Below are 10,864 nucleotides of genomic sequence, written 5' to 3' on the forward strand. Positions count from 1 at the left end.
GCAGATACGTTACGGAGATACCCATGGCCAAGGCTAAATTCGAGCGCACGAAGCCGCACTGCAATATCGGCACGATCGGTCACGTCGATCATGGCAAGACCTCGCTCACCGCGGCAATCACCAAGGTGCTGGCGGAGACAGGTGGCGCGACCTTCCGCGCGTATGACAGCATCGACGCGGCCCCTGAAGAGCGGGCGCGCGGCATCACGATCGCGACCGCGCATGTCGAATATGAGACCGCGAACCGCCACTACGCGCATGTCGATTGCCCGGGTCACGCTGACTATGTGAAGAACATGATCACCGGCGCCGCGCAGATGGACGGTGCGATCCTGGTCGTTTCCGCGGCCGACGGCCCGATGCCGCAGACCCGCGAGCACATTCTGCTCGCCCGTCAGGTTGGCGTGCCGGCGCTGGTCGTGTTCCTCAACAAGATGGACATGGCCGACCCCGACCTCGTCGAGCTGGTCGAGATGGAAGTGCGCGACCTGCTCAGCAAGTATGAGTTCCCGGGCGATGATATTCCGATCATCAAGGGTTCGGCGCTCTGCGCGCTCGAGGACAGCAACCCTGAGCTGGGCCGCGAGGCGATCCTGAAGCTGATGGAAGCGGTCGATAGCTACATTCCGCAGCCGGAGCGCCCGAAGGACAAGCCGTTCCTGATGCCGGTTGAAGACGTGTTCTCGATTTCCGGCCGCGGCACCGTGGTGACCGGCCGCGTCGAGCGTGGCATCATCAAGGTTGGCGACGAAGTCGAGATCGTTGGTCTCAAGGCCACCGTGAAGACGACCGTGACCGGCGTCGAAATGTTCCGCAAGCTGCTCGATCAGGGCGAGGCTGGCGACAACATTGGCGCGCTGCTCCGCGGCACCAAGCGTGAAGACGTCGAGCGTGGCCAGGTTCTGGCCGCGCCGGGCTCGATCACCCCGCACACCAACTTCTCCGGTTCGGTTTATATCCTGAACAAGGAAGAGGGTGGCCGTCATACGCCGTTCTTCACCAACTACCGTCCGCAGTTCTATTTCCGCACCACTGACGTGACCGGTGTGGTCACGCTGCCGGAAGGTGTCGAGATGGTGATGCCGGGCGACAACGTGACCGTTGCGGTTGAACTCATCGCGCCGATCGCGATGGATGAAGGCCTCCGCTTCGCGATCCGCGAGGGTGGCCGGACGGTTGGTTCGGGCGTCGTTGCCAACATCACGAAGTAACCGCTTGCCTGGTTGAGCGGGTCGGCCGCCACCCGGTCTGAGCCGGGTGGCGGCCGCCAGATTTGTTTCGGACTAGCGCGCGGCCCGAATGGGCGGACCGGGCGTTCCGTGTAAAGATTGCAGGTTTCGACGATGGACAGTCAGAATATTCGCATTCGCCTGAAGGCGTACGACCACCGGGTGCTGGACAACAGCACCAGGGAAATCGTCAACACGGCGAAGCGCACGGGCGCCCAGGTGCGCGGACCGATTCCGCTGCCGACGCATATCGAGCGGTTCACGGTGAACCGTTCGCCACATGTCGACAAGAAGAGCCGCGAGCAGTTCGAAATCCGGACGCATCGCCGCCTGCTCGACATCGTCGAACCGACCGCGCAGACCGTGGACGCGCTGATGAAGCTCGACCTCGCGGCCGGCGTCGACGTCGAGATCAAGATCTGAGCAGAGAATGAGTGTGATGCGCACCGGTATTATAGCAAAGAAGCTGGGGATGACCCGGCTGTTCAGGGAAGACGGCACGCACGTGCCGGTGACCGTGCTGCACATGGACGATGTGCGCGTGGTCTCGGCCCGCACCCAGGAGCGTGACGGCTACGCAGCTGTCCAGCTCGGCTTCGGTCATGCCAAGACGAAGAACGTGACCAAGCCAATGAAGGGTCATTACGCGGCAGCCAAGGTCGAGCCGGCGATGAAGCTCGTCGAGTTCCGGGTTGCCGAGGATGCGGTTCTGGAGGCTGGCCAGGTGCTTTCGGCTGCGCATTTTGCCGTGGGGCAGAAGGTCGATGTCGCGGGCATCAGCAAGGGCAAGGGGTTTGCCGGCGCCATGAAGCGCTGGAATTTCCGCGGCCTTGAAGCGACGCACGGCGTTTCGATCAGCCACCGTTCGCACGGTTCGACGGGTAATCGTCAGGATCCGGGCAAGACCTTCAAGAACAAGAAGATGGCCGGGCATCTGGGCGTCGAGCGGATCACCACTCTCAACCTCGAGGTGGCCGCAATCGACGAGGCGCGCAACCTGATCATGATCAAGGGTGCGGTTCCGGGCGCGAAGGACGGCTACGTCCTGGTGCGCGATGCGGTGAAGAAGGCTCGTCCCGCGGATGTGGCCTATCCTGCGGCGCTGAAGGCCTGAGGAGAGCGACATGCAGATCGACATTTCAACCCTCGATGCCGGCTCGGCCGGCAAGGCCGAACTGCCCGAGGAATATTTCGCCGCCACGCCGCGCGCCGACATCATGGCCCGCGTTGTTCACTGGCAGCTCGCGAAGCGCCGCGCCGGCACCCACAAGGTGAAGGGTATGGGCGAGGTCAGCGGCACGACCAAGAAGCCGTACCGCCAGAAGGGTACCGGTAATGCCCGTCAGGGCTCGTTGCGCGCGCCGCAGTTCCGCACCGGCGGTGCCGTGCATGGCCCGGTCGTGCGCGATCACGGGTATTCGCTGAACAAGAAGGTCCGCCGTCTTGGCTTGATTTCGGCGCTGTCGCAGAAACTGGCCGAGGGCAAGCTGGTGGTTCTCGACACCGTTTCGGGCGTCTCGAAGACGAGCGAGCTGAACGTGAAGCTGAAGAAGCTCGGCTGGGGTCGGACGCTGGTTGTCGATGCCGTGGTCGACGAGGGGTTCGCGCGGGCGAGCCGCAACCTGATCGGGATCGACGTGCTGCCGGTCGTCGGCGCCAATGTTTACGACATCCTTCAGCACGACACGCTGGCGATCACCGCCGCCGGGCTCGAGGGACTGAAGCGGCGTCTTGACGGCATCAAGTCCGGCGCCAACGAGGAGATCGCGGCATGAGCGAGACCGCTGACATCAAGGCGGCGCCGAAGAAGCCGGTGCTGTCGCGCGAGGCAATGTTCGATATCATTCGTGGCCCGCTGATCACCGAGAAGGCGACAGCCCTGTCGGAGAAGAACCAAGTCGGCTTCAAGGTGTCGCTCGATGCGACCAAGCCGGGCATCAAGGCGGCGGTCGAAACCTTGTTCGGCGTGAAGGTGCTGAGCGTGAACACGCTCGTCCAGAAGGGCAAGACCAAGCGCTTCAAGGGCCGTCCGGGCCGACGTTCGGACTTCAAGAAGGCGTTCGTGACGCTGGCCGAGGGTCAGTCGATCGATTTCACGACGCGGCTGGCGTAAGGCGAGACTGAAACATGGCACTCAAGCATTTTAAACCGGTCACGGCGAGCCTTCGCGGCACCGTGCTGGTGGATCGGTCGGAGCTCTGGAAGGGCAAGCCGGTCAAGGGCCTGACCGAGGGGCTGAGCAGCTCCGGCGGGCGCAACAACCACGGCCGCACCACGGTGCGGTTCCGTGGCGGCGGACACAAGCGTGCCTATCGCGTCGTCGACTTCAAGCGCCGCAAGTATGATGTGGCGGCGACGGTCGAGCGCCTCGAATACGATCCGAATCGCTCGGCTTTCCTCGCTCTCGTCAAATATGAAGATGGGGAGCTTGCCTACATCCTGGCGCCGCAGCGCCTGAAGGTGGGCGATCAGGTGGTCGCCGGCGTCAAGGTCGACGTGAAGCCGGGCAATGCGATGCCGCTCGCCGCAATTCCGGTCGGGACGATCATCCACAATATCGAGTTGAAGGCGGGCGCCGGCGGCAAGCTGGCCCGCTCGGCCGGCACTTTTGCCCAGCTCGTCGGCAAGGACCAGGGTTATGCCCAGGTGAAGCTGATGTCTGGCGAGTTGCGGCTGATCCGTGGTGAGTGCATGGCGTCGATCGGCGCGGTATCCAATCCGGATCATTCAAATCAGCAGCTCGGCAAGGCGGGGCGCAAGCGCTGGCTGGGTCGCCGTCCGCATAACCGTGGTGTTGCGATGAACCCTGTCGATCATCCTCTGGGTGGTGGCGAGGGTCGCACGTCCGGCGGTCGCAATCCGGTTACGCCGTGGGGCAAGCCGACCAAAGGTGCGAAGACGCGTTCGAACAAGCGGACTGACGGCCTCATCATCCGCCGTCGCAAGGTCGGGAAGGGCTGATCGAGATGACACGTTCCGTCTGGAAGGGCCCGTTTGTCGACGGGTATATGCTGAACAAGGCCGAGGTTTCGCGCGCGTCGGGCCGCAACGAGATCATCAAGATCTGGTCGCGTCGGTCCACCATTCTGCCGCAGTTCGTCGGTCTGACCTTTGGCGTCTACAATGGCCGGAAGTTCCTACCGGTCCAGGTTTCCGAGAATATGGTCGGCCACAAATTCGGCGAGTTCTCGCCGACCCGCACGTTCACCGGCCACGCGGCCGACAAGAAGGCGAAGCGAGGCTGACATGAGCAAACCGAATTACCCGCGTGTGCTCGCGGACACCGAAGCTGAAGCCGTGCTGCGCAATTTGCGTTGCAGCCCGCGCAAGCTCAACGTCGTTGCCGCGTCGATCCGCAACAAGCCGGCCGGCAAGGCGATTGCCGACCTTGCTTTCAGCAAGCGCCGCATTGCGAAGGACGTGAAAAAGGCGTTGGAATCGGCGATTGCAAACGCCGAGAACAACCATCAGCTGGATGTGGATCGCCTGGTTGTCACAACCGCGGATGTTGGCCGTTCCATCGTGATGCGTCGTTTCCATGCCCGTGGCCGCGGTCGCGCCGCGCGAGTGGAGAAATGGTTCAGCCATCTGCGCATCGTTGTGGCGGAGCTTGACATCGAGACCAAGGCCGATCGCCGCGCCCGCCGCGCCGCGGCCAAGCCGGCGGCGAGTGCCAGCCCGGCGGCGAATGAAGGGGTGCCTGCGTAATGGGTCACAAAGTCAATCCGATCGGGCTGCGGCTCGGCATCAATCGCACCTGGGACAGCCGCTGGTTTGCCGGCGCCGACTATGCGTCGCTCCTGCATGATGACCTGAAGCTGCGCGAGCATCTGCTCAACCGGCTTTCGGGGGCTGGCGTGTCGAAGGTTCTGATCGAGCGCCCGGCGAAGAAGCCGCGGGTCACGATTTATGCGGCGCGTCCTGGCGTTGTCATCGGCAAGAAGGGCCAGGATATCGACGTGCTCAAGAAAGAGCTGTCGGTGATGGCGAAGGCCGATGTGTCGCTGAACATCGTTGAAATCCGCAAGCCCGAAATCGACGCCACGCTCGTTGCCCAGAACATCGCGCAACAGCTCGAGCGTCGCGTTGCGTTCCGCCGCGCCATGAAGCGGGCCGTGCAGTCGGCGATGCGTCTCGGTGCGCAGGGCATCCGGATCAATTGCGGCGGTCGCCTCGGTGGGGCCGAGATCGCCAGGATGGAATGGTATCGTGAAGGCCGCGTTCCGCTCCACACGTTGCGGGCGGACATCGATTTTGGTGTTGCCACGGCGAAGACCACCTATGGCACTTGCGGTGTAAAGGTGTGGATCTTCAAGGGCGAGATCATGGCGCACGACCCGATGGCGCAGGATCGCCGCATCGCCGAACAGGCGCCGCAGCGCTGAGCCGGAGCAGATAACATGTTGTCACCAAAGCGTACGAAATTCCGCAAGGCGCACAAGGGCCGCATCCACGGCACCGCCAAGGGGAACACGCAGCTTAATTTCGGCCAGTTCGGCCTCAAGGCGCTGGAGCCGGAACGCATCACCGCGCGGCAGATCGAGTCGGCCCGTCGTGCGATCACTCGTCAGATGAAGCGTGCCGGCCGCGTGTGGATCCGCATCTTCCCCGATCTGCCGGTTTCGACGAAGCCGGCCGAAGTCCGCATGGGCTCCGGCAAGGGGAGCCCGGAATATTGGGTGGCGCGCGTGCAGCCAGGCCGGATCATGTTCGAGATCGACGGTGTGGCCGAGGGAATCGCCCGCGAGGCGTTGAAGCTCGGTGCTGCGAAGCTGCCGATCAAGACCAAGATCGTCACCCGTATCGGGGAGGCCTGAGATGACCAAGGCAAGTGATATTCGCGCCAAGACGCCGGACGAGCTGGGCGACATGCTGCTCGAGCTGAAGCGCGAACAGCTGAATTTGCGGTTCCAGCGGGCCACTGGCCAGCAGGAGAACACCAGCCAGATCCGCAAGGCGCGTCGCGACGTTGCTCGCGTGAAGACGATTCAGGCCGAGCGCGCCCGCGCCGCGGCCAAGGCTTGAGGGGTTTAGAGTTATGCCGAAGCGCGTCCTGACAGGGCGGGTTGTGAGTGACAAGATGGACAAGACCGTGACGGTTCTTGTCGAGCGTCGTGTCATGCATCCGCTGTACAAGAAATTCATCCGCCGTTCGAAGAAATATGCGGCGCATGACGAAGGCAATGTTTGCGAAATGGGCGACCTGGTGCGGATCGAGGAGTGCCCGCCGATCAGCAAGCGCAAGGCATGGCTCGTGACCGCACGCAACGGCGAGCCGGTCGGCGCCGCCGCCGAAGCCCAGGGAGCGTGAGATGATCATTGTCGAATCAAATCTCGACGTTGCCGACAATTCGGGCGCGCGCCGCGTTCAGTGCATCAAGGTGCTGGGCGGTTCGAAGCGCCGCACCGCGTCGGTTGGCGATGTCATTGTCGTCTCGATCAAGGATGCGATTCCCCGCGGCAAGGTGAAGAAGGGCGATGTCCACCAGGCCGTTGTCGTTCGCACCGCCTATCCGGTGCGTCGCGCGGATGGCAGCGTGATCCGGTTCGATCGCAATGCCGCCGTGCTGATCAACAAGCAGATGGAGCCGATCGGCACGCGTATTTTTGGGCCGGTCACCCGCGAGCTGCGCGCGCGCAAGTTCATGAAGATCATCAGCCTGGCGCCGGAGGTGCTGTAATATGGCCGCACGTATCCGTAAGGGCGACCGCGTGGTTGTCATCGCTGGCGCGAGCAAGGGACGCGAGGGTGAAGTTCTCCGCGTTCTGCCCGCCGAGAACAAGGCCGTGGTCTCGGGCGTCGCCGTGGCGAAGCGTCACACCAAGGCGCGCGGCATGGGCGAGCAGGGCGGCATCATCCAGAAGGAGATGCCTGTCCATTTGTCGAATATTGCATTGATCGATCCTGAGACGAAGAAGCCGACCCGCGTGGGCTTTCGCATTCTTGAGGACGGTCGCAAGGTCCGGGTCGCGCGCAAGAGCGACTCCGTGATCGATGGTTGAGGATAGAGCGATGAGCGAGGCCATTGCCAAGACCCGGCTTCAGCAGCACTACGAGTCGGTGGTGCGGGCTGCACTGCAGACGGAGTTCGGATACACGAACCCGATGCAGGTGCCGAAGCTTGAGAAGATCGTGATCAACATGGGCGTGGGCGAAGCGGCCGCGGACCAGAAGAAGCTGGACGCGGCGGTTGCCGAACTCACCCTTATCGCCGGCCAGAAGCCGGTGAAGACGGTGGCGAAGAAGGCGATTGCCGGGTTCAAGATCCGCAAGGGCCTGCCGATCGGCTGCAAGGTGACGCTGCGCCGGGCGCGCATGTATGAATTCCTCGACCGGCTGGTGACGATAGCGCTCCCCCGCGTGCGCGACTTCCGCGGGATTTCGGGCAAGGGGTTCGACGGGCGCGGAAACTTCGCCATGGGTCTCAAGGAGCAGATCGTGTTCCCGGAGATCGAGTATGACAAGGTCGACGAGATGCGCGGCATGGACATTGTGTTCGTGACCACCGCGCAAACCGATGCCGAGGCGAAGGCGCTTCTCAAGGGGTTCGAGATTCCGTTCGTGAATTGAGCGGAATTTCGAGCGCGTAAACGGATTTATTGGAAAACCGCCGGAACGTGCCGGCAGGTTCCGGAGGATAGAAGACGATGGCGAAGACCTCTCAGGTCAATCGGAATAAGCGGCGCGAGAAGATGGCCGCGCGTGATGCGGGCAAGCGTGCCGCGCTGAAGGCGATCGTGAAGGACCGCACCCTCCCGGTGGAGGATCGGTTCGACGCGACGCTGAAGCTTGCGCAGCTTCCGCGCAACGGCGCGAAGACGCGCGTGCGGCTGCGCTGCGAGCTGACCGGGCGCGCTCGTGGCAACTACCGCAAGTTCAAGCTCTGCCGCGTCGCGCTGCGCGATCTTGCCAGCGCCGGGCAGATTCCTGGCATGGTCAAGTCGAGCTGGTAAGGGGGATATAACATGTCGATGTCCGATCCCCTGGGTGACATGCTCACCCGTATCCGCAACGCGCAGCGCGCCCGTCACGCGGTTTGCGTTGCGCCCGCCTCGAACCTGCGGGCCAACGTGCTTGACGTGCTCAGGCGCGAGGGTTTCATCCGCGGCTTCTCCAAGGAGGAGGTTCGTCCCGGCGTCGCCCAGCTGCGCATTGAGCTGAAATACAATGACGGCGAGCCGGTGATCAAGGAAATCACCCGCGTCTCCCGTCCTGGCCGGCGCGTTTACTCCAAGATCAAGGAGCTGCCGCGGGTTTATGCCGGTCTGGGTGTGTCGATCCTGTCGACCCCTCGCGGCGTCATGAGCGATGTTGAGGCGCGCACTGCCAATGTTGGCGGTGAAGTGCTCTGCCGCGTCTTCTGAGGAGGCAGCATCATGTCACGAGTTGGTAAGTATCCGGTTGTTGTTCCGCAGGGTGTCTCGATCACCATCGTTGATGGTTTTCTGTCCGCCAAGGGCAAGCTGGGTGAGCTGAAGATGCCGCTTTCCGAACGCGTCGAAACCGTGTTCGAGGATGGCAAGGTCACGGTGACCCCGCGTAACAAGGAAGCCGCCTCACGGATGATGTGGGGCACGACGCGCGCGAATGTTGCCAATATGGTGCAGGGTGTTTCGCAGGGCTACGCGAAGACCCTGGAGATCAATGGCACCGGTTTTCGAGCGGCCGTTCAGGGCAGTAACTTGGTCATGAATCTCGGCTTTTCGCACGACGTGGTCTATCCGGTGCCGCAGGGCATCAAGATCACCTGTGAAAAGCCGACATCGATCAAGGTCGAGGGTATCGACAAGCGGCTGGTAGGGCAGGTTTGCGCCGAGCTTCGCGCCTTCCGTCCGCCTGAGCCTTACAAGGGCAAGGGCGTTAAGTTCGAGGGCGAGGCGATCCGTCGCAAGGAAGGCAAGAAGAAGTAATGAGCGCTGTACACGAAAACGAGGCGCGGCGCCGCCAGCGCCTCCGCTATCAGATCCGCCTGAAGGCCCATGGTCGTCCCCGTCTGTCGGTGTTCCGTTCGGGCAAGCACATCTACGCTCAGGTGATCGACGATACCGCCGGTCGCACGCTTGCGGCTGCATCGTCGCTCGACGCTGGCCTGCGCACCGAGCTGAAGACCGGGGCCGACAAGGCCGCCGCGGCCGCGGTGGGCAAGCTTGTTGCGGAGCGGGCGAAAGAGGCCGGTGTCACCCAGGTCGTGTTCGACCGTGGCGCCTACATGTATCATGGCCGGGTGAAGGCCCTGGCCGAAGCCGCTCGCGAGAGCGGTCTGGATTTCTGAGGAGCAGGGCATGGCACGCGAACCGAGAGAAGGCCGGGGCCGCGAGCGCGAGCGGGATCGCGATGGGGATGAGCTGATCGACAAGCTCGTCACCATCAACCGTGTCGCGAAAGTGGTGAAGGGTGGCCGTCGTTTTGCTTTTGCCGCCCTTGTGGTGGTCGGCGATCAGAAAGGCCGGGTCGGCTTCGGCGCCGGCAAGGCCAAGGAGGTCCCGGAAGCCATCCGCAAGGCGACCGAGCGGGCGAAGCGCGGCATGATCCGTGTTCCGATGAAGGAAGGCCGCACGCTGCATCACGACATCGAGGGCCGTTTCGGCGCCGGTCATGTCGTGCTGCGCGCCGCGCCTCCCGGCACCGGTATCATTGCTGGCGGGCCGATGCGCGCGGTGTTCGAGACCCTCGGGATCGGCGACGTGGTGGCGAAATCGCTCGGTAGCCGCAACCCGCACAACATGGTGAAGGCGACGGTCGCGGCGCTCTCGCAGTGCGCCAGCCCCCGCAGCGTCGCCTCGCGTCGTGGCAAGAAGGTCGCCGATCTGTTCGGCCCGAAGCGCGAGAAGGAGGCCCAGGCCGATGTCTGAGCAGGTCAAGCGGGTGCGTGTCACCCAGGTCGGATCACCGATCGGCCGCAAGCCGGGCCAGAAGGAGACCCTCATTGGTCTTGGCCTGCGCCGGATGAACGCGAGCCGTGAACTCGCAGCCACCCCGGAAACGCTCGGCCGCATCCGCAAGGTCAAGCATCTCCTGAAGGTCGAGGAGCTGTCGTAATGAAGCTGAACGAACTGCGCGACAATGCGGGCGCGCGTCCGAAGTCGAAGCGGCTTGGCCGCGGCATCGGCTCGGGCAAGGGCAAGACGTCCGGAAAGGGCGTCAAGGGCCAGAAGGCGCGCGAGGGCGTGTCGCTGAACGGATTTGAGGGCGGCCAGCTCCCGATCTATCGGCGTATGCCGAAGCGCGGCTTCAACAATGTAAACCGCAAGGACTACGCGCCGCTGAACATCGGCACCCTCGCGGCTCTCATCGAGGCTGGCAAGATCGATGCCGGTCAGAAGATTACCGAGGCGACCCTCCGCGCGGCCGGTGTTTATGCTGGTTCCAAGCTTGCCGGTGTTCGCCTGCTCGGCCGTGGCGAGATTTCGCTGAAGGTCGAGATCGAAGTGTCGGGCGCTTCGGCCAGCGCGGTCGCCGCGATTGAGCAGGCCGGTGGCAGCGTGACCACTACGGTCGTCCGCGCGGAGCCGGTTTCCGCCTGAACCACTTGCCGTGACCACCCGGGTTGCGGCACAATGAAGCCTGACGAACGGCGCTGCAGGTCGTGAGTTTTCACAGACCCGCGGCGCCGTTCCGGTTTCCGGAGATACGG

Annotated in this window: 22 protein-coding genes; all 22 read left to right on the forward strand. The window is 63.5% G+C overall.

Annotation, left to right across the window (positions count from 1 at the left end):
- Positions 1-23: 23 nt before the first annotated feature.
- The 22 genes from tuf (at position 24) to rplO (ending at position 10,754) form a co-directional block, all read left to right on the forward strand.
- Complete coding sequence (gene tuf, locus ACIDOCELLA78_RS000000105885) at positions 24-1,211, forward strand: elongation factor Tu (protein ID WP_201728799.1); 1,188 nt, start codon at positions 24-26, stop codon at positions 1,209-1,211.
- Between the two features lie 132 nt (positions 1,212-1,343).
- A complete protein-coding gene (gene rpsJ, locus ACIDOCELLA78_RS000000105890; RefSeq protein ID WP_174504814.1) occupies positions 1,344-1,652 on the forward strand; it encodes a 30S ribosomal protein S10 in 309 nt (102 codons plus the stop codon).
- Positions 1,653-1,668: 16 nt separating this feature from the next.
- Complete coding sequence (gene rplC / locus ACIDOCELLA78_RS000000105895) at positions 1,669-2,343, forward strand: 50S ribosomal protein L3 (RefSeq protein WP_201728830.1); 675 nt, start codon at positions 1,669-1,671, stop codon at positions 2,341-2,343.
- Between the two features lie 10 nt (positions 2,344-2,353).
- A complete protein-coding gene (gene rplD, locus ACIDOCELLA78_RS000000105900; protein ID WP_201728800.1) occupies positions 2,354-3,004 on the forward strand; it encodes a 50S ribosomal protein L4 in 651 nt (216 codons plus the stop codon).
- 41 nt (positions 3,005-3,045) lie between these two features.
- Positions 3,046-3,342 (forward strand): 50S ribosomal protein L23, encoded by a 297-nt coding sequence (locus tag ACIDOCELLA78_RS000000105905; protein ID WP_172637351.1) that lies wholly within the window; start codon positions 3,046-3,048, stop codon positions 3,340-3,342.
- A 14-nt stretch (positions 3,343-3,356) separates the two neighbouring features.
- A complete protein-coding gene (gene rplB, locus ACIDOCELLA78_RS000000105910; RefSeq protein ID WP_201728801.1) occupies positions 3,357-4,190 on the forward strand; it encodes a 50S ribosomal protein L2 in 834 nt (277 codons plus the stop codon).
- A 5-nt stretch (positions 4,191-4,195) separates the two neighbouring features.
- On the forward strand, positions 4,196-4,474 hold the full coding sequence (gene rpsS / locus ACIDOCELLA78_RS000000105915) for a 30S ribosomal protein S19 (protein WP_201728802.1): 279 nt from the start codon (positions 4,196-4,198) through the stop codon (positions 4,472-4,474).
- Between the two features lies 1 nt (position 4,475).
- Positions 4,476-4,937, forward strand: a complete 462-nt coding sequence (gene rplV / locus ACIDOCELLA78_RS000000105920; RefSeq protein WP_201728803.1) for a 50S ribosomal protein L22 — start codon at positions 4,476-4,478, stop codon at positions 4,935-4,937.
- Complete coding sequence (gene rpsC / locus ACIDOCELLA78_RS000000105925; RefSeq protein WP_201728804.1) at positions 4,937-5,614, forward strand: 30S ribosomal protein S3; 678 nt, start codon at positions 4,937-4,939, stop codon at positions 5,612-5,614. The genes rplV and rpsC overlap by 1 nt, the downstream gene beginning before the upstream one ends.
- Positions 5,615-5,629: 15 nt before the next feature.
- Positions 5,630-6,046, forward strand: coding sequence for a 50S ribosomal protein L16 (gene rplP, locus ACIDOCELLA78_RS000000105930; protein ID WP_201728805.1), 417 nt, complete (start codon positions 5,630-5,632; stop codon positions 6,044-6,046).
- Position 6,047: 1 nt separating this feature from the next.
- A complete protein-coding gene (rpmC, locus tag ACIDOCELLA78_RS000000105935) occupies positions 6,048-6,254 on the forward strand; it encodes a 50S ribosomal protein L29 (RefSeq protein WP_201728806.1) in 207 nt (68 codons plus the stop codon).
- 13 nt (positions 6,255-6,267) lie between these two features.
- Complete coding sequence (gene rpsQ / locus ACIDOCELLA78_RS000000105940; protein WP_201728807.1) at positions 6,268-6,540, forward strand: 30S ribosomal protein S17; 273 nt, start codon at positions 6,268-6,270, stop codon at positions 6,538-6,540.
- A gap of 1 nt (position 6,541) precedes the next feature.
- The gene (gene rplN, locus ACIDOCELLA78_RS000000105945) at positions 6,542-6,910 is read left to right on the forward strand and encodes a 50S ribosomal protein L14 (protein WP_007424183.1); all 369 of its coding nucleotides are present in this window, start codon (positions 6,542-6,544) and stop codon (positions 6,908-6,910) included.
- A gap of 1 nt (position 6,911) precedes the next feature.
- Positions 6,912-7,232 carry a 50S ribosomal protein L24 gene (rplX, locus tag ACIDOCELLA78_RS000000105950; RefSeq protein ID WP_201728808.1) on the forward strand — a complete coding sequence of 107 codons (321 nt, stop codon included), beginning with the start codon at positions 6,912-6,914 and terminating at the stop codon, positions 7,230-7,232.
- Positions 7,233-7,242: 10 nt separating this feature from the next.
- A complete protein-coding gene (gene rplE, locus ACIDOCELLA78_RS000000105955) occupies positions 7,243-7,800 on the forward strand; it encodes a 50S ribosomal protein L5 (RefSeq protein WP_201728809.1) in 558 nt (185 codons plus the stop codon).
- A gap of 77 nt (positions 7,801-7,877) precedes the next feature.
- On the forward strand, positions 7,878-8,183 hold the full coding sequence (rpsN, locus tag ACIDOCELLA78_RS000000105960) for a 30S ribosomal protein S14 (RefSeq protein WP_201728810.1): 306 nt from the start codon (positions 7,878-7,880) through the stop codon (positions 8,181-8,183).
- A 12-nt stretch (positions 8,184-8,195) separates the two neighbouring features.
- Complete coding sequence (gene rpsH, locus ACIDOCELLA78_RS000000105965; protein WP_201728811.1) at positions 8,196-8,594, forward strand: 30S ribosomal protein S8; 399 nt, start codon at positions 8,196-8,198, stop codon at positions 8,592-8,594.
- A 12-nt stretch (positions 8,595-8,606) separates the two neighbouring features.
- On the forward strand, positions 8,607-9,140 hold the full coding sequence (gene rplF, locus ACIDOCELLA78_RS000000105970; protein WP_201728812.1) for a 50S ribosomal protein L6: 534 nt from the start codon (positions 8,607-8,609) through the stop codon (positions 9,138-9,140).
- Positions 9,140-9,502: a 50S ribosomal protein L18 gene (gene rplR / locus ACIDOCELLA78_RS000000105975; protein WP_201728813.1), complete on the forward strand. Its 363-nt coding sequence runs from the start codon at positions 9,140-9,142 to the stop codon at positions 9,500-9,502. The genes rplF and rplR overlap by 1 nt, the downstream gene beginning before the upstream one ends.
- Positions 9,503-9,512: 10 nt before the next feature.
- Positions 9,513-10,082, forward strand: a complete 570-nt coding sequence (rpsE, locus tag ACIDOCELLA78_RS000000105980) for a 30S ribosomal protein S5 (RefSeq protein ID WP_201728814.1) — start codon at positions 9,513-9,515, stop codon at positions 10,080-10,082.
- A complete protein-coding gene (rpmD, locus tag ACIDOCELLA78_RS000000105985) occupies positions 10,075-10,269 on the forward strand; it encodes a 50S ribosomal protein L30 (protein WP_201728815.1) in 195 nt (64 codons plus the stop codon). Before rpsE ends, rpmD begins: the two co-directional genes overlap by 8 nt.
- Complete coding sequence (gene rplO, locus ACIDOCELLA78_RS000000105990) at positions 10,269-10,754, forward strand: 50S ribosomal protein L15 (RefSeq protein ID WP_201728816.1); 486 nt, start codon at positions 10,269-10,271, stop codon at positions 10,752-10,754. The genes rpmD and rplO overlap by 1 nt, the downstream gene beginning before the upstream one ends.
- Positions 10,755-10,864 lie beyond the last annotated feature (110 nt).

The organism is Acidocella sp. C78 (genome assembly GCF_907164655.1).

Coding starts and splice junctions, on each gene's coding strand:
- tuf (WP_201728799.1), top strand. CDS start 24: ATGGCCAAGGCTAAATTCGAGCGCACGAAGCCGCACTGCAATATCGGC.
- rpsJ (WP_174504814.1), top strand. CDS start 1,344: ATGGACAGTCAGAATATTCGCATTCGCCTGAAGGCGTACGACCACCGG.
- rplC (WP_201728830.1), top strand. CDS start 1,669: ATGCGCACCGGTATTATAGCAAAGAAGCTGGGGATGACCCGGCTGTTC.
- rplD (WP_201728800.1), top strand. CDS start 2,354: ATGCAGATCGACATTTCAACCCTCGATGCCGGCTCGGCCGGCAAGGCC.
- rplB (WP_201728801.1), top strand. CDS start 3,357: ATGGCACTCAAGCATTTTAAACCGGTCACGGCGAGCCTTCGCGGCACC.
- rpsS (WP_201728802.1), top strand. CDS start 4,196: ATGACACGTTCCGTCTGGAAGGGCCCGTTTGTCGACGGGTATATGCTG.
- rplV (WP_201728803.1), top strand. CDS start 4,476: ATGAGCAAACCGAATTACCCGCGTGTGCTCGCGGACACCGAAGCTGAA.
- rpsC (WP_201728804.1), top strand. CDS start 4,937: ATGGGTCACAAAGTCAATCCGATCGGGCTGCGGCTCGGCATCAATCGC.
- rplP (WP_201728805.1), top strand. CDS start 5,630: ATGTTGTCACCAAAGCGTACGAAATTCCGCAAGGCGCACAAGGGCCGC.
- rpmC (WP_201728806.1), top strand. CDS start 6,048: ATGACCAAGGCAAGTGATATTCGCGCCAAGACGCCGGACGAGCTGGGC.
- rpsQ (WP_201728807.1), top strand. CDS start 6,268: ATGCCGAAGCGCGTCCTGACAGGGCGGGTTGTGAGTGACAAGATGGAC.
- rplN (WP_007424183.1), top strand. CDS start 6,542: ATGATCATTGTCGAATCAAATCTCGACGTTGCCGACAATTCGGGCGCG.
- rplX (WP_201728808.1), top strand. CDS start 6,912: ATGGCCGCACGTATCCGTAAGGGCGACCGCGTGGTTGTCATCGCTGGC.
- rplE (WP_201728809.1), top strand. CDS start 7,243: ATGAGCGAGGCCATTGCCAAGACCCGGCTTCAGCAGCACTACGAGTCG.
- rpsN (WP_201728810.1), top strand. CDS start 7,878: ATGGCGAAGACCTCTCAGGTCAATCGGAATAAGCGGCGCGAGAAGATG.
- rpsH (WP_201728811.1), top strand. CDS start 8,196: ATGTCGATGTCCGATCCCCTGGGTGACATGCTCACCCGTATCCGCAAC.
- rplF (WP_201728812.1), top strand. CDS start 8,607: ATGTCACGAGTTGGTAAGTATCCGGTTGTTGTTCCGCAGGGTGTCTCG.
- rplR (WP_201728813.1), top strand. CDS start 9,140: ATGAGCGCTGTACACGAAAACGAGGCGCGGCGCCGCCAGCGCCTCCGC.
- rpsE (WP_201728814.1), top strand. CDS start 9,513: ATGGCACGCGAACCGAGAGAAGGCCGGGGCCGCGAGCGCGAGCGGGAT.
- rpmD (WP_201728815.1), top strand. CDS start 10,075: ATGTCTGAGCAGGTCAAGCGGGTGCGTGTCACCCAGGTCGGATCACCG.
- rplO (WP_201728816.1), top strand. CDS start 10,269: ATGAAGCTGAACGAACTGCGCGACAATGCGGGCGCGCGTCCGAAGTCG.